The 23,177-nt window shown below is 69.7% G+C and carries 21 protein-coding genes and 1 pseudogene; 16 read left to right on the plus strand and 6 right to left on the minus strand.

The annotated features are described in order from the left end of the window. Positions 1-215: hypothetical protein (locus tag ASJ79_RS34550; RefSeq protein ID WP_231751058.1), on the minus strand; the 215-nt coding region annotated here is incomplete at its 3' end. Here ASJ79_RS34550 and ASJ79_RS26525 point away from each other — a divergent pair. The 3 genes and pseudogenes from ASJ79_RS26525 to ASJ79_RS26535 all read left to right on the plus strand — a co-directional run. Continuing rightward, positions 135-620: pseudogene (locus ASJ79_RS26525) on the plus strand (ATP-binding protein); the annotation flags it as partial. The gene ASJ79_RS34550 and the pseudogene ASJ79_RS26525 sit on opposite strands and share 81 nt — an antisense overlap. Before the next feature lie 60 nt (positions 621-680). Next, positions 681-1,946 carry an alpha/beta fold hydrolase gene (locus ASJ79_RS26530; RefSeq protein WP_067961837.1) on the plus strand — a complete coding sequence of 422 codons (1,266 nt, stop codon included), beginning with the start codon at positions 681-683 and terminating at the stop codon, positions 1,944-1,946. An 86-nt stretch (positions 1,947-2,032) separates the two neighbouring features. Beyond that, positions 2,033-3,007 (plus strand): hypothetical protein, encoded by a 975-nt coding sequence (locus tag ASJ79_RS26535; RefSeq protein WP_156448664.1) that lies wholly within the window; start codon positions 2,033-2,035, stop codon positions 3,005-3,007. Positions 3,008-3,031: 24 nt separating this feature from the next. On the opposite strand, the gene ASJ79_RS26540 is transcribed toward ASJ79_RS26535, so the two are convergent. Genes ASJ79_RS26540 through ASJ79_RS26555 form a run of 4 tightly spaced genes read right to left on the minus strand, consistent with a single transcriptional unit; the run spans position 3,032 to position 8,494 of the window. Beyond that, positions 3,032-4,759 carry an ABC transporter family substrate-binding protein gene (locus ASJ79_RS26540; RefSeq protein ID WP_067961802.1) on the minus strand — a complete coding sequence of 576 codons (1,728 nt, stop codon included), beginning with the start codon at positions 4,757-4,759 and terminating at the stop codon, positions 3,032-3,034. 11 nt (positions 4,760-4,770) lie between these two features. Beyond that, entirely contained in the window at positions 4,771-6,606 is a 1,836-nt protein-coding gene (locus ASJ79_RS26545) for an ABC transporter ATP-binding protein (protein ID WP_067961804.1), read from the minus strand. Then, on the minus strand, positions 6,603-7,520 hold the full coding sequence (locus ASJ79_RS26550; RefSeq protein WP_067961806.1) for an ABC transporter permease: 918 nt from the start codon (positions 7,518-7,520) through the stop codon (positions 6,603-6,605). Before ASJ79_RS26550 ends, ASJ79_RS26545 begins: the two co-directional genes overlap by 4 nt. Continuing rightward, on the minus strand, positions 7,517-8,494 hold the full coding sequence (locus tag ASJ79_RS26555) for an ABC transporter permease (protein WP_067961808.1): 978 nt from the start codon (positions 8,492-8,494) through the stop codon (positions 7,517-7,519). The genes ASJ79_RS26550 and ASJ79_RS26555 overlap by 4 nt, the downstream gene beginning before the upstream one ends. Before the next feature lie 237 nt (positions 8,495-8,731). Here ASJ79_RS26555 and ASJ79_RS26560 point away from each other — a divergent pair, with 237 nt between their 5' ends. From ASJ79_RS26560 to ASJ79_RS26615, 12 genes are all read left to right on the plus strand, one after another. Continuing rightward, a complete protein-coding gene (locus ASJ79_RS26560; protein WP_067961839.1) occupies positions 8,732-9,436 on the plus strand; it encodes a response regulator transcription factor in 705 nt (234 codons plus the stop codon). Beyond that, positions 9,414-11,021, plus strand: a complete 1,608-nt coding sequence (locus ASJ79_RS26565; RefSeq protein ID WP_067961810.1) for a cell wall metabolism sensor histidine kinase WalK — start codon at positions 9,414-9,416, stop codon at positions 11,019-11,021. The genes ASJ79_RS26560 and ASJ79_RS26565 overlap by 23 nt, the downstream gene beginning before the upstream one ends. Before the next feature lie 23 nt (positions 11,022-11,044). Beyond that, positions 11,045-12,934, plus strand: coding sequence for a glycosyltransferase family 39 protein (locus tag ASJ79_RS26570; protein WP_067961811.1), 1,890 nt, complete (start codon positions 11,045-11,047; stop codon positions 12,932-12,934). A 29-nt stretch (positions 12,935-12,963) separates the two neighbouring features. Continuing rightward, complete coding sequence (locus ASJ79_RS26575) at positions 12,964-14,244, plus strand: bifunctional glycosyltransferase family 2/GtrA family protein (protein ID WP_156448665.1); 1,281 nt, start codon at positions 12,964-12,966, stop codon at positions 14,242-14,244. Beyond that, positions 14,241-16,148: a glycosyltransferase family 39 protein gene (locus ASJ79_RS26580; RefSeq protein ID WP_067961816.1), complete on the plus strand. Its 1,908-nt coding sequence runs from the start codon at positions 14,241-14,243 to the stop codon at positions 16,146-16,148. The genes ASJ79_RS26575 and ASJ79_RS26580 overlap by 4 nt, the downstream gene beginning before the upstream one ends. Positions 16,149-16,213: 65 nt before the next feature. Then, positions 16,214-16,714 carry a carbonic anhydrase gene (locus ASJ79_RS26585; protein ID WP_067961818.1) on the plus strand — a complete coding sequence of 167 codons (501 nt, stop codon included), beginning with the start codon at positions 16,214-16,216 and terminating at the stop codon, positions 16,712-16,714. Between the two features lie 156 nt (positions 16,715-16,870). Further along, complete coding sequence (cysD, locus tag ASJ79_RS26590) at positions 16,871-17,800, plus strand: sulfate adenylyltransferase subunit CysD (RefSeq protein ID WP_067961825.1); 930 nt, start codon at positions 16,871-16,873, stop codon at positions 17,798-17,800. A 31-nt stretch (positions 17,801-17,831) separates the two neighbouring features. Then, entirely contained in the window at positions 17,832-19,679 is a 1,848-nt protein-coding gene (gene cysC / locus ASJ79_RS26595) for an adenylyl-sulfate kinase (RefSeq protein ID WP_067961827.1), read from the plus strand. Further along, positions 19,676-20,419, plus strand: coding sequence for a 3'(2'),5'-bisphosphate nucleotidase CysQ (locus ASJ79_RS26600; protein WP_067961828.1), 744 nt, complete (start codon positions 19,676-19,678; stop codon positions 20,417-20,419). Before cysC ends, ASJ79_RS26600 begins: the two co-directional genes overlap by 4 nt. 62 nt (positions 20,420-20,481) lie before the next feature. Beyond that, the gene (locus tag ASJ79_RS26605; RefSeq protein ID WP_067961830.1) at positions 20,482-21,105 is read left to right on the plus strand and encodes a hypothetical protein; all 624 of its coding nucleotides are present in this window, start codon (positions 20,482-20,484) and stop codon (positions 21,103-21,105) included. A gap of 33 nt (positions 21,106-21,138) precedes the next feature. Continuing rightward, entirely contained in the window at positions 21,139-21,738 is a 600-nt protein-coding gene (locus tag ASJ79_RS26610; protein ID WP_067961832.1) for a cysteine hydrolase family protein, read from the plus strand. Positions 21,739-21,765: 27 nt separating this feature from the next. After that, on the plus strand, positions 21,766-22,242 hold the full coding sequence (locus tag ASJ79_RS26615) for an RrF2 family transcriptional regulator (protein WP_067961834.1): 477 nt from the start codon (positions 21,766-21,768) through the stop codon (positions 22,240-22,242). A gap of 11 nt (positions 22,243-22,253) precedes the next feature. Here ASJ79_RS26615 and ASJ79_RS26620 read toward each other — a convergent pair whose 3' ends face one another. Then, positions 22,254-22,640, minus strand: a complete 387-nt coding sequence (locus ASJ79_RS26620; RefSeq protein ID WP_067961841.1) for a VOC family protein — start codon at positions 22,638-22,640, stop codon at positions 22,254-22,256. 73 nt (positions 22,641-22,713) lie between these two features. Here ASJ79_RS26620 and ASJ79_RS26625 point away from each other — a divergent pair. Further along, positions 22,714-23,177: nitronate monooxygenase (locus ASJ79_RS26625; RefSeq protein ID WP_197420386.1), on the plus strand; the 464-nt coding region annotated here is incomplete at its 3' end.

The following is a 23,177-nucleotide window of genomic DNA, read 5'->3' on the forward strand; positions in this document are numbered from 1 at the left end:
CCCCGACACACCCCCAACCCCCTACCCCGCCCCGCTCCCAGCTCCGGGCGTGACCCGGGGCGCAGCGAACTGGCCCCGTCGACCTCGGAGCTGTCGCCGAACACGAGGCGTCCCAACCGTTCCACCTCGCCGCGGAACGGGCCGAAGCGGAGTATGTCCGGGTCCAGCGCCGCGCGCGGGCGGCCCAGTTGTTGCGGTCGGTGATGGGCAGGCACCGCGACGCCGTGCGCCAGCGCTATGTCGACCCGTTCCGCGGCGAGGTGGAACGGTTGGGCCGCATCGTGTTCGGCGACAGCTTCGAGGTCGACGTGGACAGCTCGCTGCGCATCGGGCACCGTACGCTGGCCGGGCGGACCGTGCCGTACGAATCGTTGTCCGGGGGCGCCAAGGAGCAGCTGGGCATCGTCGCCAGGCTGGCGGGGGCGGCGCTTGTCGCCAAGGAGGACAGCGTGCCGGTCGTGATCGACGACGCGCTCGGCTTCACCGACACCGACCGGCTGACGAAGATGGCGGAGGTCTTCGACGCCGTCGCCGGCGACGGCCAGGTGATCATCCTGACGTGCAGCCCGCAGCGCTACGCCGGGGTGCAGACCGCCCAGCACATCGAACTGATCGCCTAGCCCCCGCCACCCACGGCGAAGGTGATGCCCGCACCTTCGGTCACCGGCACAATGGCCGTGATGACGATGAACGCCAGACGTCGCCGGGCGCACGCCAAGCTCGCCGCGTTGCCCGGGGTGCGACCGGTTCGCCGGCCCGTTCGCCAGGGCGCCGCCGGGCCAGAGGGCGAACAGTTCGACCTCTACTACGTGCGGACGGGCCGCAAGTCGGCACACCCGGTGGTGATCATCCCGGGCGGGCCCGGCGCCGCATCCGTGGCGCTGTACCGGGCGTTCCGCCGGCGCGTCGCGGTGGCGGGACTCGACGTCATCATGGTCGAACACCGGGGTGTCGGCCTGTCCCGCCACGACGACGCGGGCGCCGATCTGCCGCCGGAGGCGCTGACCGTCGACGCCGCCGTGGACGACATCGCCGCGGTGCTCGACGACGCCCAGGTCGAGACCGCTGTCGTCTACGGCACCTCCTACGGCTCCTACCTGGCCGCCGGCGTCGGTGTCCGGCATCCGGGCCGGGTGCACGCGATGGTCCTGGACTCCCCGCTGCTCTCGGCCGGTGACATCGACGTCGTGCGCGCACAGACACGTCGGGTGCTGTGGGACGGGGTCGCCGGCGGCGGTGCGGAACTCGCGCCGCGGGTACGCCGCCTCGCCGCCGAAGGGGTGCTCAGCTCGAAAGATGTGCAGCTGATCGGGGACCTGTACGGCGCGGCCGGGCCGGATGTGCTGCGCCGTCAACTCGACCTGCTGCTCGGCGGCCGTGACCTGCTGTGGGCGGCGGTGGGTCTGGGGACCAGGAAGCTGCTGGAACGCAAGACCCCGTACCACAACGAGCCCGACCTGGTGGAGCGCATCGCCTACCGGGAGTTGAACTACGGCGCCGTCCCCGACGGCCGCCCGCTCGATCCCGCGATCGCGTTACGCGAGATGGCTTCTGGTGACGTGGAATTCGTCGCCGAACCGTACGACCTGCCCGCGGAGATGCCCGGTTTCAGCTGGCCCACGGTGGTGCTGTCGGGAGGTCGCGACCTGACGACGCCTCCGGAGGTGGCGCGCCGCGTCGCCGGCCTGATTCCCGAGTCGGTGCTCGTGGAGCTTCCCACCGCCGGCCACAGCATCCTCGACACCCGGGAGCACGCGGCCCTGCAGGTCTGCCGGGCCGTCCACACCGGGAAGATCGCCGAACTTCCCTCGCGCGCAGCCGAACTGGATGCACTGCCGGCCAACCTGACGGTGCGGCTGCTGGTCCGTGCCCTCGCGGTGGCGGTCCGTGCGGAGTCGATGGTGCCCGGGGCGATACCGCGGGTGGTGCGCCACGTCGCCTCGTGACCGAGGCGACGGTGGGATTTCCCGGCTTGCCGGTCCCGATGACTGGGTACCGTTTCCGTACGGATTCACCAGGTGCAGGGGGATCGATGCCACACCCGCAGACAACGACGGCAGCGAGCGTCTCGGTGGTCGACACCTACCGCTACCTGCGCGGCGGAATGGCCGTCATGATCGTGATGCTCACGGTGGGTGTCCTGATCGAGAGGGCCACCTCAGATCACTGGCTGACCTCGATCAGCGCCTACTACCACTCGGCGGCGCGCAACGTGTTCGTGGCGTCCCTGTGTGCGTTGGGCACGCTGCTGATCGTCTATCGCGGCGACTCCAGCAGCGAGGATCAACTGCTCAACCTTGCCGGGCTCATGGCTTTCGTGGTCGCGTTCGTGCCGATACCGGCTCAGGACGCCGTCGCCGACCCGTCGGTGATCGACCCCGGAGTCGTGAACAGCATCTCCGCGCTGATCGCGGCGATCGTTGTGGCACAGGTGCTCTCATGGTTCATCGCGCGCGTGAAGGGTTCGGAGCGGCCACCGTTGACCACGGGCGGCTGGCTCGCCCGGATCGCGATGTGGATCGTGGTGGTGGCCGGTCTGCTCGGATTCTTCGGCCGGAGGGGCTCATTCGACGACGACGCACATCTGCCGGCGGCCGTGGTGCTGTTCGTTGCGATCACGCTGGTCGTGTTCATCAGCGCGTGGCTCACCTACAAGCAGGATGACGCGCTCGCTCCCCACCGCATGGCGTACTGCCGGATCTATCTGTCCATCGCGACGTACATGGTGCTCAGTGCCGTGGGCACCTTCTCGACGGTGGTGCTCTACCCGGCCTGGGAGCATCGGCTGCTGGTGGTCGAGGTGCTGCTGATCGCGGGCTTCGCCGGGTACTGGACGGTGCAGACCGTGCAGCTGTGGAATGTCCGGGGCTCGCTCGACCTGGTGCCACCGCAGGTCCGGGACGACGTGGAACGCACCGCGTCCGGGGACCGGCCCAAAGACGTGCTCGACGGCATGCGGGAACTGCGCAGCCTGCCGGCCGGCCGCCGGCTCAACCGTCTGCTGTGAGGTTTCGCCGCGGTACGCGGGCCGCTATTTCATGAACCCGATCGCCGAGTAGTTGATGTCGCCGATGCCTGCGGGTCCGTAGTTGGCGAGGTTGCTGCGCACGGCGACATTGCCGGGGGCCTGGAACAGCGGCAGGCTGTGCCCGATCTCCCACAGCATGACGTCGAGTTCGTTGGCCAGCGCCCGCGCCCCGGCCGGGTCCAGCTCGGACAGCGTCTCCTCGATCTTGGCGTCGATCTGCGGACTGCGGATCTTGCCGTAGTTGCTCTCACCGTTCGAGGCGTAGATCTGCGTGAGGCTGGCGAGTGGGAAAGCGTCGCCACCCCAGGCGAACTGGGCGATGTCGAAGTTGCCCGGGTTGATGTAGTCGGTGAACAGCGAGCCGCCGGCGACAGGGACCAGTTCGAGGTTGACGCCGATCTGGGCGAGCTGGTTCTGCGCGATCTGGGCGATCGCCCGGGTGCTCGCGCCGTCGTAGAACACGTCGCGCAGCGTCAGCCGCCGCCCGTCCTTCTCCCGGAACTGGCCGGCCCCGGAGTCACTGAGTGTCCAGCCCAGCTCGTCGAGTTCGCGCTTGGCGGCCTCGGGGTCGAAGCCGATGCTGTTGTCCTGGTAGCCCTCCTGGCCGGCCAGGTAGATGTGGTTGTTCAACGCTTTCGGTTCGTCGGTCAGTCCGCGCTGCGACACCGCCGAGATGGCCTGCCGGTCGATGCCCTTGGTGATCGCGGCCCGCAGCGCCGGATCCGACAGCGGCGCGCCCTCGGCACCGTTGAACGTGAGGTGATACCAGTTCGGGGCGGGGGCGCGCCGGATCGTGACGCCGTCGGCGCGGCGGGCCCGTTCCAGATCGTCGAGAGTGGCAAGACCGACCGAGTCCAGCGCGTTGTTCTCCAGCGCGGGCAGCATCGCGGCGTCGTCGAGCACCGTGTAGGTCATGCTGTCCAGCAGCGGCGGCGTTCCCCACCATTCCGGGTTGCGGCCCAGCGTGATTCGCTGGGCGCCGCGGTCCACGGCGGTGACCATGAACGGTCCCGCCGACGGCCCGGGGCCCGTCAGGAAGCCCTTGTTGAACGCCTCGGGATCCTGCGTCATCTCCTTCGGGTACAGCATCCCGTTCCCGGCGAACATGCCCCGCCAGTCGGCGAAATGCTTGGCGAACGTGACCACGGCCTGCCTGTCGTCCACCCCCTTGGTCACCGACGCCACCCGCTCGCTGCCGTTGGGCGAGGCGAACAGGAACCGCTCGTCCTTGCCGCTGGTGGCGTTGATCTGCGCGGCGATGTCCTCCCAGGTGACCGGTCTGCCGTTGGTCCACACCGCCTTGGGGTTGATCGTGTAGGTGACGACCTGCGGGTCGGTGCTGGTCAGCTCGACGCTGGTGAAGTAGTCGCTGTTGACCGTCATCTCGCCGTCGGGCTTGATGACGAATGCGCGCGGCAGCGTCGGCCGGTACATGCGGCCGATCTCGCCGAGGTTGCCGTCGATGTGCAGGTTGTTGAAGTTCGCCGGAAAACCGGTCAGCGCGAGCCGCAGATTGCCGCCCTGCTGAAGGGTCGCGGGGTCCTGCGGGTTGATGTCGGCGGTGGCGCCGAGCTCGGCGGTACCGCCGGCCGGCGGCGCGTCGGCCGGCCCGCTGGAGCACCCGGTCAGGACCAGCGCCGCCACCGAACCGATCGCGAGCAGGCGCGTGATCGCACTCCTGGGCGACCAGGTGCGCGATGTGGTGTCTGCTCGGGAGCTCACGTGCGTCATGCGGATTGACTCTAACGGCGATCGGCCTGAGCGCGGGGTACCGCGGCCAGCAGTCGGCGGGTGTACTCGTGCTGCGGCTTGCTGAACACCTGATCGCTGTCGCCCTGCTCGACGACCTTCCCTTTGTGCATCACCGCCACCCGGTGGGCCAGATGCCGCACCACGGACAGGTCGTGGGACACGAACAGGTAGGCCAGTCCGAACCGGTCCTGCAGATCGAGCAGCAGGTTGACGATCCCCGCCTGGATGGACACGTCGAGCGCGCTGACCGGCTCGTCGAGCGCGAGGATCTTCGGCCGCGTCGCCAGCGCCCTGGCGATGCCGACTCGTTGCTTCTGTCCACCGGAGAACTCGGCCGGGTAGCGGGCGGCGTCCTCGCGGCGCAACCCGACCACGGCCAGCAGCTCGGCGACCCGGTCGCGAATGTCGCTCTTGGTGAAACCGTTGGCCTGCAAGGGTTCTGCGAGAATGTCGAACACGGGCAGGCGGGGGTCCAGCGAGGCCACCGGGTCCTGGAACACGACCTGAAGGTCGCCGCGCAGCGCCTTGCGCGACCGCCGGTCCAACGTCGCGACGTCGCGGCCGAGCACTTCGACGGTGCCGGACTGTGGCGCCGACAGGTCAAGGATCTGGTGCAGTGTGGTGGACTTCCCGGACCCGGATTCGCCGACGATGCCCAGCGTGCGGCCCTGCTGCAGGTCGAACGACACCCCGTCCACCGCGCGCACCTCGCCGATGCGTCGCCGCAGCACCACCCCCTTGGTCAGCGGGTACGTCTTGACCAGGTCGGCGACGCGAACGACCACGTTGTCCTCGGGCGGCGCAGTCGCGGCGTGCGGTGCCGTCGACACGCCGTAGATATCGGCGGCGCTGCGGCCGTCGACCATCTCGTGGCGGATACACGCCACCCGGTGACCGGGGCCGACAGGCACCAGTTCGGGCTCCGCGGACCGGCATTCGTCGATCGCGAGCGGGCACCGTGGGGCGAACGGGCAGCCCGGCGGCAACGCGGTCACCGCCGGCGGCGCGCCCGGGATCGGCACCAGACGGACGCCCTGCGCCGCGTCCAGGCGGGGCACCGAGCCCAGCAGCCCGACCGTGTAAGGCATCCGCCGGCCGCGGTACAGATCGGCGACGGGCGCGGTCTCGACGGCGCGCCCGGCATACATCACCAGCGCGCGGTCGGCGAACTCGGCGACCACGCCCAGGTCGTGGGTGATGATCAGCACCCCGGCGCCGGTGACGTCGCGTGCGGTGCGCAGCACGTCGAGGATCTGTGCCTGCACGGTCACGTCGAGCGCGGTGGTCGGCTCGTCGCAGATCAGCAGGTCGGGATCGTTGGCGATCGCGATCGCGATGACCACGCGCTGGCGTTCACCGCCGGACAGTTCATGCGGGAACGCCAGGGCCCGTTGCGCGGGTCGCGCGATGCCGACCATCTCGAGCAGTTCCACGGCCCGGGTGTGTGCCGTCCGCTTGTCGATGCCCCGCTGGTGGATGCGGATGGCTTCGGCGATCTGCGCGCCGACCGGGTAGACCGGTGTCAGCGCCGACATCGGGTCCTGGAACACCGTGCCGATCCTCGCGCCGCGCACCTGCGACATCTGCCGGTCGGTCAGGCCGAGCAGTTCCTCGCCGTGCAACCGGACCGAACCGGACACCTCGGCGTACTCGGGGAGCAGGCCGATGACGGCCATCGCCCCGGCGGACTTGCCCGCGCCCGATTCCCCGACCAGCGCCACGACCTCGCCGGAGTCGACGTGGTAGTCCAGACCGCGGACCGCGGGGACGTGTTCGTCATCGGTCGGGAAGGTGACCGTCAGCCCCCTGACCTCGAGCAGGCTCATCGGGTCGCCGCCCTCCGCCTGCGGCGCGGCGCGGGCCGCACCCCGGGATCCAGCGCGTCGCGCAACCCGTCCCCGACGAGGTTGGCGCAGAACACGATCAGCACCAGCACTCCGGCCGGGAACAGGAAGACCCACGGGAACGTCGTCACCGACCGGGTGCCGTCGGCGATCAGGGTGCCCAGCGACACGTCGGGCGGCTGCACCCCGAACCCGAGGAAGCTCAGGCTCGTCTCGGCCAGCACCGCCAGCCCGACGTTGAGCGCGGTGTCGATGATCAGGATCGACGCGACGTTGGGAATGATGTGGCGGACGATGACGCGCCAGTGGCTGACGCCCATGTACCTTGCCGCGGTGACGAATTCGCGTTCCCGCAGGCTCATCGTCATCCCGCGGACCATGCGGGCGCTGATCATCCAGCTGAACGCGACGAGCAGCAGGATCAGCCACAGGATCGTGCCGGACTCCCGCGTGCGGGGGGTGACGATCGCGATGAGCAGGAAGCTCGGGACCACCAGCAGCAGGTCGACTATCCACATCAGCGCGGCGCTGCGCCAGGCACCGAAATAGCCGGCGATCGCGCCCACGGTCGCCGCGACGACCGTGGACAGGAACGCCACACAGACCCCGACCAGCAGCGACTTCTGCATCCCGCGCAGCGTCTGCGCGAGAAGGTCCTGCCCCAGTGCGTTGGTGCCGAACCAGTGCGTGGTCGTCGGCGGCTGCTGCAGCGCGTAGTAGTCGAGGTCGGTGTGCGAGTAGGGGAGCAGTGGCGGCAGCGCCCAGCAGCTGACGAACAGCGCGGCCAGCACGAACAGCGACACCACGGCGGGCCGGTTGCGCACGAACCGCCGCCACACCAGCCTGCGCCGCGACACGAAGCCGTGTCCGGTGCGCTCGGTCACGACGTCGCTCATGAGATCCGCACCCGAGGATCGAGCGCGGCGTAGAGCACGTCGGAGAGGAGTCCGGCCAGCAGCACCGTCACCCCGGTGAACACGGTGATCGCGACGACGATGTTGGTGTCCTGGGTGGTGATGCCCTGCACGAACCACTCACCGATGCCGTGCCACCCGAAGATCTTCTCGACGAACACCGCCCCGGTGAACAGGCCGCCGACGCCGTAGGCGAACAGGGTGGCCATCGGGATCAGCGCGGTGCGCAGCCCGTGCCGGAACAACGCCTGCCGCCGGGTGAGCCCCTTGGCCCGCGCGGTGCGGATGAAGTCCTGGCCGAGCACGTCGAGCATCGCGTTGCGCTGGTAGCGGCTGTATCCGGCCATCGCGCCCAGCGCCAGCGTGAACGTGGGCAGCACGAGGTGCTGCAGCCGGTCGACGAACTGATTCCAACCACCGCCGACGGCGTCCGAGGACGTCTCCCCGGTGTACTCGAAGATCTGCACACCGAGGAACGAGTTCGCGTTCAGCGCCGCCAGGATCAGCAGGTTGGCGATCACGAACGTCGGCGCGCTCAGGATCAGCAGCGCCAGCGTGGTGATGACCCGGTCCGACATCCGGTACTGCCTGACCGCGCCCCACGCGCCGGCGACGACGCCCAGCACGGTGCCGACGATCGACCCGATGATCACCAGGCGCAGGCTCACCCCGATGCGGCGCCAGAGTTCGTCACTCACCGGCTGGCCGCCGACGGTGGTCCCGAAGTCGCCGCGCACAGCGCCGGCCAGCCAGTCGGCGTAGCGCACCGGTATCGGCTGGTCGAGGTTGAGTTCGGCGGCCTTGGCGTCGATGACGGCCTGCGGCGGGCGCGGGTTGCGCTCGAGCAGGCTGTCGAGCGGCTCGAACGTCAGCGATGTCAGCGCGAACGTCAGGAACGACGCCAACCCCAACAGCACGACGTAGTTGAGCAGCCGGCGCGCGAGGAAGCGGGTCATCCGGTGGGTCCGCCGCGGGGCTGCATGGGCCAAGGTTAAGAGATGCGTGGTGACACAGCCCGGTGACACGGCCCCGGCGTGGCTGCCGGGCTGGCGTTCAGCGGGTCGGATCGCCCCATGAGCCGCGTTCACAGCGCGCGCATAGGAACGGCACAGGAAGCACCTAGCGGGCGGCCCGATAATGGAGCGATGGCCGGCTCGCAGAGCGCACCCGGGGACGACCCGGCGCGAGTCGTGATGCGCCGGGCCGACGGCGGCCCGATCCATGTCCTGGTCGTCGACGACGAACCCGTGCTGGCCGAACTGTTGTCGATGGCGTTGCGCTACGAAGGCTGGGAGATCTCCACCGCCGGCGACGGGGCCTCCGCGATCGAGACCGCGCGGGACAACCCGCCCGACGTCGTCGTGCTCGACGTGATGCTGCCGGACATGAGCGGGCTGGAGGTGCTGCGCAAGCTGCGTGAGCAGCTTCCCGGGCTGCCACTGCTGCTGCTCACCGCGAAGGACTCGGTCGAGGACCGCATTGCCGGGCTGACCGCCGGCGGCGACGACTACGTGACGAAACCGTTCAGCATCGAGGAGGTCGTGCTTCGGTTACGCGCGCTGCTACGGCGCACCGGGGTCAGCACCGACACCGGCGGAGCCAAGATCGTCGTCGGCGACCTGGTGCTCGACGAGGACAGCCACGAGGTGACCCGCGGTGGCGATCTCATCACGCTCACGGCAACGGAATTCGAGCTGCTGCGCTTCATGATGCGTAACGCCAGGCGGGTGCTGAGCAAGGCGCAGATCCTGGACCGGGTGTGGAGCTACGACTTCGGCGGCCGGTCCAACATCGTCGAACTGTACGTGTCCTATCTCCGGAAGAAGATCGACAGCGGGCGGGAACCGATGATCCATACGCTGCGTGGTGCCGGATATGTCCTCAAACCTGCGCGCTGAGCGGACGGTGCCTGCTTTCCGTTCCCCACGCAGCTGGTCACTGCGCACCCGGCTGATCGTCACCCAGGTGCTGTTGCTCGCCGCGGTGTGCGCGGGCATCGGCCTCGCGACCGAGTTTGCGCTGCAACGCTTTCTGATGAATCAACTCGACGAGCAGGTGGTCGAGGCGGGCAGGCGGTCGTCGGTGATCTTCGAGTTCGGGCCGCCGCCACCACCGGGCATGGGACGGTCGGGGATGCGGCCACCCGGCGTGATGCTGCCGGGACGGCCGGGGCCCCGCATGCTGATCCGCGACGACCAGGGGCCGGGCCCGGCGTTCCTGAACGCTCCCGGTCAGGCCATCCACACCGTCGGGGCGGTGGTGACGGCAGGGCAGGCCCGGGCGGCCGGCGTCATCACCGCCGACGGCTCGCGTGCCGAGATCTCCGCCGCGGCAGCCGGGCAACTGGCCGCGGTCGGCGCCGACGAGCGCCCCCGGACCGTCGAACTCGACGGCCTCGGCCGTTACCGCGTGGTCGGATTCCCCGCCCACCTCCCCGGCGACACCGTGGTCGCGGGGCTGCCGACCGCCGATGTCGACGACACCCTGTTCTGGGTGGTGGTGATCTTCTGTGCCGTCGGCGCGACCGCGCTGGTGGCCGCGGGTGCGGCCGGCGTCGTCATCGTGCGGCGCCAACTGGCGCCGCTGGCAAGGGTTTCCGCGGCCGCGCAACAGGTCGCCGACCTCGAACTCGACCGCGGCGAGGTGAAACTGCCGACTCCGATCGTCACCGTCGATCCCGCGGCCGAACACACCGAGGTCGGCCGTCTCGGCGCCGCACTGAACCGGATGCTCGACCGCATCGCCGGCGCGCTGTCGGCGCGGCACGCCAGCGAGACCCGGGTGCGGCAGTTCGTGGCCGACGCCAGCCACGAGCTCCGCACACCACTGGCCGCCATTCGTGGCTACACCGAACTGGCGCAACGCAAGCGGGCGGAGCTTCCCGACGATGTGGCCCATGCGATGAACCGCGTCGAATCCGAAACCGAAAGGATGACCCAACTCGTTGAGGACATGCTGCTGCTCGCCCGGCTCGACAGTGGCCGCCCACTGCAGCGCGAGACGGTCGATCTGACCCGCCTGGTCGTCGACGCCGTCAGCGACGCGCACGTCGCGGGTGCCGACCACACCTGGGAGCTGGACCTTCCCGACGACCCGGTGACGGTCACCGGTGACGAGGCGCGGCTGCATCAGGTGCTGGCCAACCTGCTGGCCAACGCCAGGATCCACACTCCGGAGGGCACCGTCGTCACGACATCGCTCGTGGTCGGTGACGACGGCGCCGCGGTGCTGACGGTGCGTGACGACGGCCCGGGCATCCCCGCCTGGCTGCTGCCGGAGGTGTTCGAGCGGTTCGCGCGTGGCGACTCCTCGCGGGCCCGGCGGGGCCGGAGCACCGGTCTGGGCCTCGCCATCGTCGCCGCCGTCGTGCGCGCGCACGGCGGCACCATCGAGGTCCAGAGTGTGCCGGGCAGAACCGAATTCGTCGTCACGCTGCCCGGCAAGTCACAGCCGGGGCACAGTCCGGGCACATCGGGCGCCTAGCGGTGCCGCCGATCATTCGTTCAATGACCCTGCTGACCCCCGCCGAAAAGACACGAACTCGCACGCAGCAGCGGCCCCGCACGCGATTTGCTGTCCGCTCGCGCCGATTGGCCCTGACGGTTCTGCTGGCTGCTACCGCGGTGCTGTACCTGTGGAACCTCGGCGCGAGCGGTTGGGCCAACGCCTACTACTCGGCGGCGGTGCAGGCCGGTTCCGCGAACGGGGCGGCGATGTTCTTCGGTTCCAGCGACGCCGCGAACGCGATCACGGTCGACAAACCGCCGGCAGCGCTGTGGGTGATGGATCTTTCGGCACGCCTGTTCGGCTTCAACCCGTGGAGTGTGCTGGTTCCGCAGGCGCTCATGGGTGTGGCGGCGGTGGCAGTGCTCTACGCCGCCGTGCGGCGCGTGAGCGGGCACGGCGCCGGACTGCTCGCCGGCGCCGTGCTGGCGCTGACGCCGGTGGCGGCCCTGATGTTCCGGTTCAACAACCCCGACGCTCTGCTGGTGCTGCTGCTCGTGGTCGCCGCGTACTGCACCCAGCGGGGCTGCGAGAGAAATGCCGGCAGAGGGTGGTTGGTCGCCGCCGGTGTCGCGGTCGGACTGGGTTTCCTGACCAAGATGCTGCAGGCGCTGCTGGTCCTGCCGGCGTTCGCGGCGGCCTATCTCGTCGCCGGACACAGACCGCTGGGCCGGCGGGTGGTGGACGCGGTCACCGCGGCCGGTGCCACCGTTGTGTCGGCGGGGTGGTATCTGCTGCTCGTCGAGGTGTGGCCGGCGCAGGCGCGGCCCTACATCGGTGGCTCACAGACCAACAGCATCGTCGAGCTCACCTTGGGCTACAACGGAATCGGGCGGCTGACCGGCGACGAACCGGGCGGACTCGGCAATCTCAACCACGATGTGGGCTGGGGCAGGCTGTTCGGGTTCGGCATGGGCGCCGACATCGCCTGGTTGCTGCCGGCCGCGATCATCTGCCTGGCAGCGGGATTCGTCATCACCCGACGCCGGCCCCGCACCGACCCCACCCGCGCGGCGCTGATCCTGTGGGCCGGCTGGCTCGTGGTCACCGCGGTGGTGTTCAGCTACATGAACGGCATCGTCCACTCGTACTACGCCGTCGCGCTGGCGCCCGCGATCGGGGCGGGTATCGGCATCGGCGCGACGTTGCTGTGGCAGCACCGGCGTGACGTGCCCGCCGCCACCGCGATGGCCGGCGCGGTGGTGGTGACCGTGGTCCTCGCGGCGGTGCTGTTGGCCCGCCAGATCGACTGGATGCCATGGTTGCGCGGGGCGGTCGCGGCCGGGGGAGTGGGATCGGCCGTGCTGCTGCTCGTCGTCGCCACACTGCCGCCCCGGGTGGCGCATTCGGTGGCCGCTCTGGCGGTGGTCTCCTGCCTCGCCGCCCCGGCCGCGTTCTCCCTGGCCACGGCCGCATCACCGCACAGCGGAGCGCTGCCGTCGGTGGGCCCTGCCCGCGGCGGCGGCTTCACCGGCGGCGGACTGCTCAGCGCCCCGCGGCCCCATCCCGACCTGATCAGGATGCTCGACGCCGACGCCGAGCGATTCTCCTGGGCTGCCGCCGTGGTCGGATCCAACAATGCCGCGGGATATCAACTCGCGGCGCGGGTGCCGGTGATGGCGGTCGGCGGATTCAACGGCACCGACCCGTCCCCGACACTGGAGCAGTTCATCGAGCTGACCGAGTCGGGGCGCATCCACTACTTCATCGTCGGCCCCTCCGTGATGATGGGGCGTCCGGCGGGTGACCGGGCCGCGCACCTGGAGGCCGACGCGATCCGGGACTGGGTACAGGCCCGCTATTCGCCGGTCACCGTCGACGACACGGTGCTGTATGACCTCACCCGGCAACCGCTGATCTCACAGCCCGCGCATAGCTTGGGCCCACGGTGAGCACACCTCCGGAACACAGGATGGATGCCATGACAGACACCGCCTTCGAATCCGAGCTTCCCTCCGTGGACCGCCCATTCGGAGCCCGTCCCAATGCCGCCCTGATGGCGCGGACCACCGGCGCGCCCGTGCTCGACGTCGTCGTCCCTGTCTACAACGAGCAGGCCGCGCTCGCGAATTCGGTGCATCGGCTGCACCGGTACCTGAGCGACTCCGTGCCGTTCCCGGCCCGCATCACGATCGCCGACAACGCCAGCGTCGACGACACACCTCGCATCGCGGCCCAACTCGCCGACGAACTGCCCGACGTGCGGGTGGTGCGCTTGGAGGAGAAAGGCCGTGGCCGCGCACTGCACCGGGTGTGGACGTCCTCGGATGCGACGGTGCTGGTGTACATGGATGTCGACCTGTCCACCGATCTGGCTGCGTTCGCGCCGCTGGTGGCCCCGCTGATCTCGGGTCATTCCGACCTCGCGATCGGGACGCGGCTGGCCCGCGGCGCGCGGGTCCAGCGCGGACCGAAGCGCGAGATCATCTCCCGCTGCTACAACCTGATCCTGAAGTCCACGCTGTCGGCCGGGTTCTCCGACGCGCAGTGCGGATTCAAGGCGATCCGCGCCGACGTGGCGGCCGAACTGCTGCCCTACGTCGAGGACACCGGCTGGTTCTTCGACACCGAGCTGCTGGTCCTCGCCGAGCGCAGCGGGCTCCGCATCCATGAAGTGCCGGTGGACTGGGTCGACGACCCCGACAGCCGGGTCGACATCGTGGCCACCGCCGCGGCGGAACTGCGGGGCATCGGCCGGCTGCTGCGCGGTTTCGCCGGCGGGTCCATCCCGGTCCACGCGATCGCGGCGCAATTGGGCAACTCGCCCGCCGCGGCGGCGCCCGGCTCACTGTTGCGGCAGGTGGTTCGCTTCGGCGCGGTGGGGGTCGCCTCCACCGCCGCCTACATCCTGTTGTTCATGCTCATGCAGGGCTGGGCCGGCGCGCAGCTGGCCAACCTGATTGCGCTGCTGCTCACCGCGATCGGCAACACCGCGGCCAACCGGCGCTTCACCTTCGGCATCGGCGGCCGCACGCGGCTGGCCCGCAACCACCTCGAGGGTCTGATCGTGTTCGGCATCGCTCTGGCCATCACCAGCGGCGCTCTCGGGCTGTTGCACGCCACTGCCGAATCCCCGCACCGCATGGTCGAGCTGGGCGTCCTCGTGACGGCCAATCTGCTCGCCACCGTGGTGCGTTTCGTCCTGCTGCGCGGCTGGGTCTTCCATCCCCGTCGCACGACCACCGAAGGAACCACACGATGACCGCCACCGCTGATCTGGCACGGCGCACCGGCGCGGACGCCGGCCCTACCGAGAGTGCGCGGCCGCGCTGGGTGCGGCCCGCGCTGCTGGCGCTGCTGGCCGCGACCGCGGCCCTCTACCTGTGGGGGCTGGGCTCGTCGGGCTGGGCCAACCAGTACTACGCCGCCGCGGTTCAGGCGGGCACCCAGGACTGGAAGGCCTGGCTGTTCGGTTCCCTCGATCCCGGCAACGCGATCACCGTCGACAAACCGCCCGCCGCGCTGTGGGTGATGGCGCTGTCGGGGCGCTTGTTCGGATTCAGCCCGTTCACGATGCTGCTGCCGCAGGCGTTGATGGGTGTCGCGTCCGTAGCCGTGCTGTTCGCCGCGGTGCGCCGGGTCAGCGGGCCGGGGGCAGGGCTGATCGCCGGCGCCGTACTGGCGGTCACTCCGGTGGCGGCGCTGATGTTCCGGTACAACAACCCCGATGCGCTGCTGGTGCTGCTGGTGGTGATCGCCGCCTACCTGATGGTGCGGGCCATCCAGACCGGCGGCGCCCGGTGGGTCGTGCTGGCCGGTGTCGTGCTGGGGTTCGGATTCCTGACCAAGATGCTGCAGGCATTCCTGGTGGTGCCCGGCCTGGCACTGGCTTTTCTGGTCGCCGCCCCGGTGTCCCTGTGGCGGCGGCTGGGCACGTTGATGGCGGGCGCCGGCGCGATGCTCGTCACCGCGGGTTCCTTTGTGGCGCTGGTCAGCTTCTGGCCGGCTGACGCACGCCCCTATATCGGTGGGTCCACCGACAACAGCCTGCTGCAGTTGGCGCTGGGCTACAACGGGATTCAACGCGTGATGGGTGGTGAGGGGATGCCCGGCGGCGGGCCGGGAGGTCCTCCTGGCGGCCCCGCCGGCGGACCACCGGCGGGTGCGAACCTGTTCTTCGGCGGCGACCCGGGGATCGGCAGGCTGTTCGGCGCCTCGATGGGTGCCGAGGCGTCGTGGCTGCTGCCCGCGGCGCTGATCGGGCTGCTGGCCGGACTGTGGCTCACCCGACGTGCCGTGCGCACCGACGCCGTCCGCGCGAGCCTGCTGCTGTGGGGCGGCTGGGTGCTGGTCACCGGCGTGGTCTTCAGTTTCATGGACGGCATCGTCCATCCGTATTACACGGTGGCGCTGGCTCCGGGTGTGGCGGCGTTGGTCGGCCTTTCGGTGGCCGAGTTATGGTCTCGCCGAACACATCCGGCGTCGCGACTGGTGCTGGCCGGGATGTCCGCGGCGACGGGCGTGTGGGCGTTCGTCCTGCTCGACCGCACGCCGGACTGGCAACCCTGGTTGCGGTGGGTCGTGGTCGTCGGCTCGATCGTCGTGGCGGCCGTGATCGCGGTCGGCGTGCACCGGTTGGGCCGCGCCGCCGCGACGGTGGCCGCCGCCGCGATCCTGTTCGCGGGAATCGCACCCGCTGCGTACGCGATCGAGACGGTGGGCAACTCGCAGGAAGGTCCGATGGCGATGTCGGGCCCGGCCCGTGTCGACCGAGCCTTCGGCGGACCGGGAGGCCGGGGCGGACCCGGCGGCCCGGGTGGCCCGGGCGGCCCGATGTCGGCCAACGCCGAGTTGCAGGATCTGATCAGTGCGGCCGACAACCGTTGGGCGGCAGCGACAATCGGGTCGATGCTGGCCGGCGACCTGGAACTGCGCACGGGTGCGTCGGTGATGGCGGTCGGCGGCTTCACCGGCACTGACAACGCGCCGACACTGGAACAGTTCCAGGTGTACGTGGCCGAGGGTCAGGTGCGGTACTTCATCGCCGGTGGGCACCGGGGGCCGGGAGGGAACGCCGGGTCGTCGGCCCAGATCACCGCATGGGTGGAGCAGAACTTCGCCCCGACGGACGTCGGCGGGACCACCGTCTACGACCTGCAGAGCTGAGTGCACCACACATCCGCGTGATTCAGACCCGTGACTTCCGGCAACGGCGCTGTTAGCTTCACGCCATGTCGGTCACAGACGAGTACCTGAAGAACAACGAGGAGTACGCCAAGACGTTCTCCGGCCCCGACAAGCCATTGCCGCTGCCGCCGAGCAGGCACGTCGCGGTGGTCGCGTGCATGGACGCCCGACTCGACGTCTACCGGGCCCTCGGGATCCGGGAGGGCGAAGCGCACGTGATCCGCAACGCCGGCGGAGTGGTCACCGACGACGAGATCCGTTCGCTGGCGATCAGCCAGCGACTGCTCGGCACCAGGGAGATCATCCTGATCCATCACACCGACTGCGGGATGCTGACGTTCACCGACGACGGCTTCAAGCAGCAGATCCAGGACGAGACCGGGATCAAGCCCGAGTGGGCCGCGGAGGCGTTCCAGGACGTCGAGGAGGATGTGCGGCAGTCGCTGCGCCGCGTCGAGGCCAGCCCGTTCGTCACCAAGCACAAATCGCTGCGCGGGTTCGTCTTCGACGTCGCCACCGGCCGGCTCACCGAGGTCACGCGCTAACCCCGCCGAACTTGCATTCCAGCAGGTCCTCACTCGCATTTTCGCTGCTGGAATGCCATTTCGGCGGCGGTTCGTTGACACATCGGACAGTGCTGCGGCACAATCTCGGGTTATGGCCGTAAATCTGGTCAAATCTACCAACTTTACGAGGAATTCATGACCACGACCGACGAGCTCGTCGAGACCGCGGGACGTTACGAGCTCAGCCACCTGCGTGCACTGGAGGCCGAAGCGATCCACATCATCCGGGAGGTCGCCGCCGAGTTCGAGCGGCCGGTGCTGCTGTTCTCCGGCGGCAAGGACTCCATCGTGATGTTGCACCTGGCCATCAAGGCGTTCCGGCCGGGCCGGCTGCCGTTCCCGGTCATGCACGTCGACACCGGCCACAACTTCGAGGAGGTGCTGCAGGCCCGCGACGAGCTCGTCGCCGAGTCCGGCGTGCGCCTGGTGGTGGCCAAGGTGCAGGACGACATCGACGCCGGACGCGTGGTGGAGACGATCCCGTCGCGGAACCCGATGCAGACCTTCACGCTGCTGCGTGCGATCCGGGAGAACAAGTTCGACGCCGCGTTCGGCGGCGCGCGGCGCGACGAGGAGAAGGCGCGCGCCAAGGAGCGGGTGTTCAGCTTCCGCGACGAGTTCGGGCAGTGGGACCCGAAGAACCAGCGGCCGGAACTGTGGAACCTCTACAACGGCAGGCACCGCAAAGGTGAGCACATCCGGGTGTTCCCGCTGTCGAACTGGACCGAGTTCGACATCTGGTCCTACATCGGCGCCGAACAGATCAAGCTGCCCTCGATCTACTACGCCCACCAGCGCAAGGTGTTCGAACGCGACGGCATGCTGCTCGCGGTGCACAAGTACCTGCAGCCGCGCAAGGACGAGCAGATCGTCGAGAAGACGGTCCGGTTCCGCACCGTCGGCGACGTGACCTGCACCGGCTGCGTGGAGTCCACGGCGGCGACGGTGTCGGAGGTGATCGCCGAAACCGCGATCTCACGGCTCACCGAGCGTGGGGCCACCCGCGCCGACGACCGCATCTCCGAAGCCGGGATGGAAGACCGCAAGCGTGAGGGGTACTTCTGATGGGGCGAGCGAAGCGACGGGAGATCCGACGATGACGACACTTCTGCGCATCGCCACCGCCGGTTCGGTCGACGACGGCAAGTCCACCCTGATCGGGCGGCTGCTCTACGACTCCAAGGCCGTCATGGAGGACCAGCTCGCCGCGGTCGAGCGCACCTCCAAGGAGCGCGGCCACGACTACACCGATCTGGCCCTGGTGACCGACGGCCTGCGCGCCGAGCGTGAGCAGGGCATCACGATCGACGTGGCATACCGCTACTTCGCCACGGCCAAGCGGAAATTCATCATCGCCGACACCCCGGGCCACATTCAGTACACGCGCAACATGGTCACCGGCACGTCGACCGCGCAACTGGCCATCGTGCTCGTCGACGCCCGGCACGGGCTGCTGGAGCAGTCGCGGCGCCATGCGTTCCTGGCGTCCCTGCTCGGTATCCGGCACATCGTGCTCGCGGTCAACAAGATGGATCTGATCGGCTGGGACAGGCAGCGGTTCGAGGCGATCCGCGACGAGTTCCACGACTTCGCCGCCCGGCTGGACGTCCACGACGTCACCACGATCCCGCTGTCGGCGCTCAACGGCGACAACGTCGTCACCAAGTCCGACGTCACACCCTGGTACGAGGGGCCGTCGCTGCTCAGCCATCTCGAAGAGGTCTACATCGCCGGGGACCGCAACCTGGTCGACGTCCGCTTTCCCGTTCAGTACGTCATCCGCCCGCAGACCCGGGAACACCACGACCACCGCAGCTACGCCGGCACCGTCGCCAGCGGGTTGATGCGCGTGGGCGACGAGGTGGTGGTGCTGCCGACCGGGATGGCCAGCAAGATCGCGGCGATCGAAGGCCCCTCCGGGCCCGTCGAGGAGGCGTTCCCGCCGATGGCGGTGTCGGTCAGCCTGGCCGACGAGATCGACATCTCGCGCGGCGACATGATCGCCCGGCCGCACAATCAGCCCCGCCTCACCCAGGACTTCGACGCCACGGTGTGCTGGATGGCCGACGCCGCCGCGCTCGAACCCGGCCGCGACTACCTGATCAAGCACACCACCCGCACCACCCGCGTCAAGGTGACGGGTCTGGACTACCGGCTCGACGTCAACACCCTGCATCGCGACAAGACCGCGACGGCACTGAAACTCAATGAGCTGGGCCGGATCTCGCTGCGCTCGCAGGTCCCGCTGCTGCTCGACGAGTACAGCCGCAACTCGGCCACCGGCTCGTTCATCCTGATCGACCCGAACACCAACGGCACCGTCGCGGCGGGCATGGTGCTGCGTGACGGCTCGGCGCGGGACGCGAGCCCCAACACGGTGCGCCACGAGTCGCTGTGCACGCCCGAAGACCGGCTCAGCAAGGGGCGCACCGTCTGGTTCACCGGACTGTCCGGTTCCGGTAAGTCGTCGGTGGCGATGTTGGTCGAGCAGAAGCTGATCGAAAAAGGCGTTCCGGCATACGTTCTCGACGGCGACAATCTGCGCCACGGCCTGAACGCCGATCTCGGGTTCTCGATGGCCGACCGGGCCGAGAACCTGCGCAGGCTCGCGCACGTGGCGGCCATCCTGGCCGACGCCGGGCAGGTGGTGCTGGTGCCTGCGATCAGCCCGCTGGTCGAGCACCGGGAACTGGCACGCAAGGTGGCCACCGACGCCGGCGTCGAGTTCTTCGAGGTGTTCTGCGACACCCCGCTGGAGGACTGCGAACGACGGGATCCGAAGGGGCTGTACGCCAAGGCCCGTGCCGGGGAGATCACCCACTTCACCGGGATCGACAGCCCGTACCAGCGGCCGAAGAACCCGGATCTGCGGCTCACCCCGGACCGTACCCCCGACGAGCACGCCGCCGCCGTGATCGAGCTGCTGGAGGGCCGCGCGCAGTGACCGACGACCACGCGCTCGCCGCGCGGCTGGCCACCGAGGCCGGAAACCTGCTGCTCGACGTCCGCGGCGAGTTGGCCGCAGCGTCGGCCGAGGAGCGGAAAGTCGCGGGTGACAAGCGATCTCATGACTTCCTGCTGGCGGCGCTCAACAGCGAACGCCCGGACGACGCGGTCCTGTCGGAGGAGGGGCCGGCCGAAGGCGCCGATCCGGCCAGGCTGTCCGCCCGGCGGGTGTGGATCGTCGATCCGCTGGACGGGACGCGGGAGTTCTCCGAACCCGGCCGCACGGACTGGGCCGTGCATGTGGCGCTGTGGGAATCCGGCGAACTCGTCGCCGGTGCGGTCGCGCTGCCCGCACAGGGGGTCACGCTGGCCACCCCGACCGTTCCGGTGCCGCCGGCGGCGCACACGGTTCCACGCGTGGTGGTCTCGCGCACCCGGCCGCCGGCCGTCGCGCTCGAGGTCAACGACGCACTGAACGGCACTCTGGTCGAGATGGGTTCTGCCGGAGCCAAAGTCGCGTCGGTGGTGCAGGGCGTGTCCGACGTGTACGTGCACGCCGGCGGGCAGTACGAATGGGATTCGGCGGCCCCGGTCGCGGTCGCCCGCGCGGCCGGCCTGCACACCTCGCGGATCGACGGGTCCCCGTTGGTGTACAACCAGCGCGACCCGAAGCTGCCCGACCTGATCGTGTGCCGCCCCGAGTTCGCCGAGGCGGTGCTGGCGGTCACCGCGCGCTGACCCCGAGCCTGCTGCGCCGCCGGTAGAGTGCCGCTGGAGGATAGCTCACCGAGGGGAATGCCATGGCCCGGGTCGTCCAGCTCGTCACCACAGCGGCGGTGCTCGCACTCGCGCTCGCGGGGTGCGGATCCGACAGGGCCGAGACGGCCGACACCGGTGCGCCGCCGGCCTCCCCGCCCGGCGATCAACGGCAGATCCGCGAGCTTGTCGAGGCGCAGGCCGAGGCGTTCTCCGACGGCGACTGGGACACGTTGGCGGAGCTGACATGCGCGAAGTTCCGTGACCGCGCCGCCGACCCGGCCGGGCACCTGGTCCCGCCGATCAGCACGTTCGGTTCCCGCGAAGAGACGTCGTCGCTGACCGTGCCGCAGATGTCGGAACTGCTGGCCGAACAGTTCGGCAGCGTGGTCTCCGCCGAGACCCTCGACCGGGCGGCGCGCGCCCTCGTCGACTACGACGAGCCGGCCTACCGGGACGCCATGCTGGATCTGATGACCGAATCGACCTCGGTGAGCATCGACAGCGTCGACAACATCCAGGTCGACGGTGACACCGCCACCGCGGACGTCACCGTCACCCGCACGATGGGTGACGGCGCACCCGAGACCAGCAGCGAGTCCACCCCGTTCGTCCGGGAGGGCGGGCGGTGGCTCGACTGCACCGACATGAGCGCGCCCCGGTCCTGACGGCGCCGATCGGGTCCGCAGTAGGCTGCGACCATGTCTGATCTCCCCACGCTCCGCTCACTGACGGGGCTGCCGCTCGCGCCCGTCAGCCTCGCCGATTCGGCCCTGGTGCTCATCGACTGCCAGAACACCTACACCTACGGCGTGATGGAACTCGACGGTGTGCAGGCCGCGCTGGACGAGGCGGCCGCACTGCTGGACCGGGCCCGCACCGCGGGTATCCCCGTGATCCACATCCAGCACGACGCCGGCCCGGGTTCGCCGTATGACGTCACCGCGGAGATCGGCGCGATCGTCGACCGGGTCGCCCCGCGCGGTGACGAGCCGGTGGTGGTGAAGAACTATCCGAACTCGTTCGTGCAGACCGATCTCGACGAACGCCTCAAGGCGGTGAACGCGTCCAATCTCGTGCTGGCCGGCTTCATGACGCACATGTGCGTGAACTCCACCGCGCGCGGGGCGTTCAACCTCGGCTACGCGCCGACGGTGGTCGCTTCGGCGACGGCCACCCGCGCGCTGCCCGGGGTGGGGGACCAGACCGTGCCGGCGCCGGCCGTGCAGAGCGCCAGCCTGGCCGCGGTGGCGGACCTGTTCGCCGTGGTGGTGCCCAGCGCGGAGGACATCCCCGGCTGACCCGGATGGCCGGGCTAGGGTTGGCGCATGCGGATGTCGGCCAAGGCGGAGTACGCCGTGCGCGCGATGGTCCAGCTTGCGACGGTGGACGACGGCGTCCTCGTCAAGACCGACGACCTGGCCAAGGCCCAGGGGATACCGCCGCAGTTCCTGGTCGACATCCTGTCCGACCTGCGGACCGACCGGCTGGTCCGCAGCCACCGGGGTCGCGACGGCGGCTACGAGCTGGCCCGGCCCGCGGCCGACATCAGCATCGCCGACGTGCTGCGCTGCATCGACGGCCCATTGGCCAGCGTGCGTGACATCGGCCTCGGTGACCTGCCCTATTCAGGACCGACGGCGGCGTTGACCGACGTGTGGCGGGCGCTGCGGGCCAGCATGCGCTCGGTGCTTGAGCAGACCACTCTCGCCGACGTGGCCTCCGGCGAGCTGCCCGACCACGTCCGCGCGATGGCCGACGACTACCGGCGTCAGGAAGAGGCGCGCGGCCACTCGGTCGGCTGAGCCGCCGCGGGTCAGCCGCCGGACCCGTACGGACGGGTGAGGATCTCCAGGTAGTGGCCGCCCGGATCCCGGAAGTACACGCCGCGGCCGCCGTCGTTGTGGTTGATCTCGCCCGGGTGGGTGCCCCTCGGATCGGCCCAGTGCTCCAGACCCCGGTCCCGGATCCGCCCGTAGATGACGTCGAACTCGTCCTCGGACACCAGGAACGCGTAGTGCTGCGGGTGGATCGGTTCGTCGGCACCGACGTCGGCGTAGTCCAGGCTCGTGTCACCGACGCCGACCACCAGGAAATGGCCGAACGGCCGCGGGGCCGGCAGGTCGAACAGCTCGGTCAGGAACGTCGCCGACGTCGCCTTGTCCCGCGCCGCGACGATGGTGTGGTTGAGGGTGATCGCCATCGCAACCAGGATAGGACGGTCGGCGACCGCGGTTCCAGCGATCGGCGCCACCTGCCCGTGATACGAAAGGCGGGTGGTGTTCGACGTTCGCGACCTCACAGCGCCGGTGCTCGTCGCCCCGATGGCGGGCGGTCCGTCGACACCTGAGCTCGCCGCGGCGGGCACCGACGCCGGCGGTCTGGGTTTCGTCGCCGCCGGCTATCTCACCGCCGACGCGTTCGCCGACCGGCTGCAGACGGCGCAACGGCTCACCACCGGCCCTGTCGCGGCCAATCTCTTTGTGCCGCAACCCAGTGCGGGTAGGCCCGCGGAGATCGACGCGTACGCCGAGGCGCTGGCCGACGAGGCGCGGCGCTACGGCGTCGAGCTCGGGCAGCCCCGTGTCGACGACGACCAGTGGGCCGCCAAGATCGACGCGCTTGACAGACAGCGACCGCCGATGGCATGTTTAGGAAATACCGATCGTTCGCTCGGTATCGGTCATGGCTCGGTGCTGCGACATAGAGGGAGGCCGCGGGTGTCCGTTGATCTGAGCTT

It is taken from the genome of Mycobacterium sp. NAZ190054, assembly GCF_001545925.1.
Classification (GTDB): Bacteria; Actinomycetota; Actinomycetes; order Mycobacteriales; family Mycobacteriaceae; genus Mycobacterium.

Coding starts and splice junctions, on each gene's coding strand:
- ASJ79_RS26565 (WP_067961810.1), top strand. CDS start 9,414: ATGTCCTCAAACCTGCGCGCTGAGCGGACGGTGCCTGCTTTCCGTTCC.
- ASJ79_RS26560 (WP_067961839.1), top strand. CDS start 8,732: ATGCGCCGGGCCGACGGCGGCCCGATCCATGTCCTGGTCGTCGACGAC.
- ASJ79_RS26585 (WP_067961818.1), top strand. CDS start 16,214: ATGTCGGTCACAGACGAGTACCTGAAGAACAACGAGGAGTACGCCAAG.
- ASJ79_RS26570 (WP_067961811.1), top strand. CDS start 11,045: ATGACCCTGCTGACCCCCGCCGAAAAGACACGAACTCGCACGCAGCAG.
- ASJ79_RS26605 (WP_067961830.1), top strand. CDS start 20,482: ATGGCCCGGGTCGTCCAGCTCGTCACCACAGCGGCGGTGCTCGCACTC.
- ASJ79_RS26615 (WP_067961834.1), top strand. CDS start 21,766: ATGCGGATGTCGGCCAAGGCGGAGTACGCCGTGCGCGCGATGGTCCAG.
- ASJ79_RS26535 (WP_156448664.1), top strand. CDS start 2,033: ATGCCACACCCGCAGACAACGACGGCAGCGAGCGTCTCGGTGGTCGAC.
- ASJ79_RS26555 (WP_067961808.1), bottom strand. CDS start 8,494: ATGACCCGCTTCCTCGCGCGCCGGCTGCTCAACTACGTCGTGCTGTTG.
- cysD (WP_067961825.1), top strand. CDS start 16,871: ATGACCACGACCGACGAGCTCGTCGAGACCGCGGGACGTTACGAGCTC.
- ASJ79_RS26540 (WP_067961802.1), bottom strand. CDS start 4,759: ATGACGCACGTGAGCTCCCGAGCAGACACCACATCGCGCACCTGGTCG.
- ASJ79_RS26545 (WP_067961804.1), bottom strand. CDS start 6,606: ATGAGCCTGCTCGAGGTCAGGGGGCTGACGGTCACCTTCCCGACCGAT.
- ASJ79_RS26550 (WP_067961806.1), bottom strand. CDS start 7,520: ATGAGCGACGTCGTGACCGAGCGCACCGGACACGGCTTCGTGTCGCGG.
- ASJ79_RS26610 (WP_067961832.1), top strand. CDS start 21,139: ATGTCTGATCTCCCCACGCTCCGCTCACTGACGGGGCTGCCGCTCGCG.
- ASJ79_RS26620 (WP_067961841.1), bottom strand. CDS start 22,640: ATGGCGATCACCCTCAACCACACCATCGTCGCGGCGCGGGACAAGGCG.
- ASJ79_RS26580 (WP_067961816.1), top strand. CDS start 14,241: ATGACCGCCACCGCTGATCTGGCACGGCGCACCGGCGCGGACGCCGGC.
- ASJ79_RS26575 (WP_156448665.1), top strand. CDS start 12,964: ATGACAGACACCGCCTTCGAATCCGAGCTTCCCTCCGTGGACCGCCCA.
- ASJ79_RS26530 (WP_067961837.1), top strand. CDS start 681: ATGACGATGAACGCCAGACGTCGCCGGGCGCACGCCAAGCTCGCCGCG.
- cysC (WP_067961827.1), top strand. CDS start 17,832: ATGACGACACTTCTGCGCATCGCCACCGCCGGTTCGGTCGACGACGGC.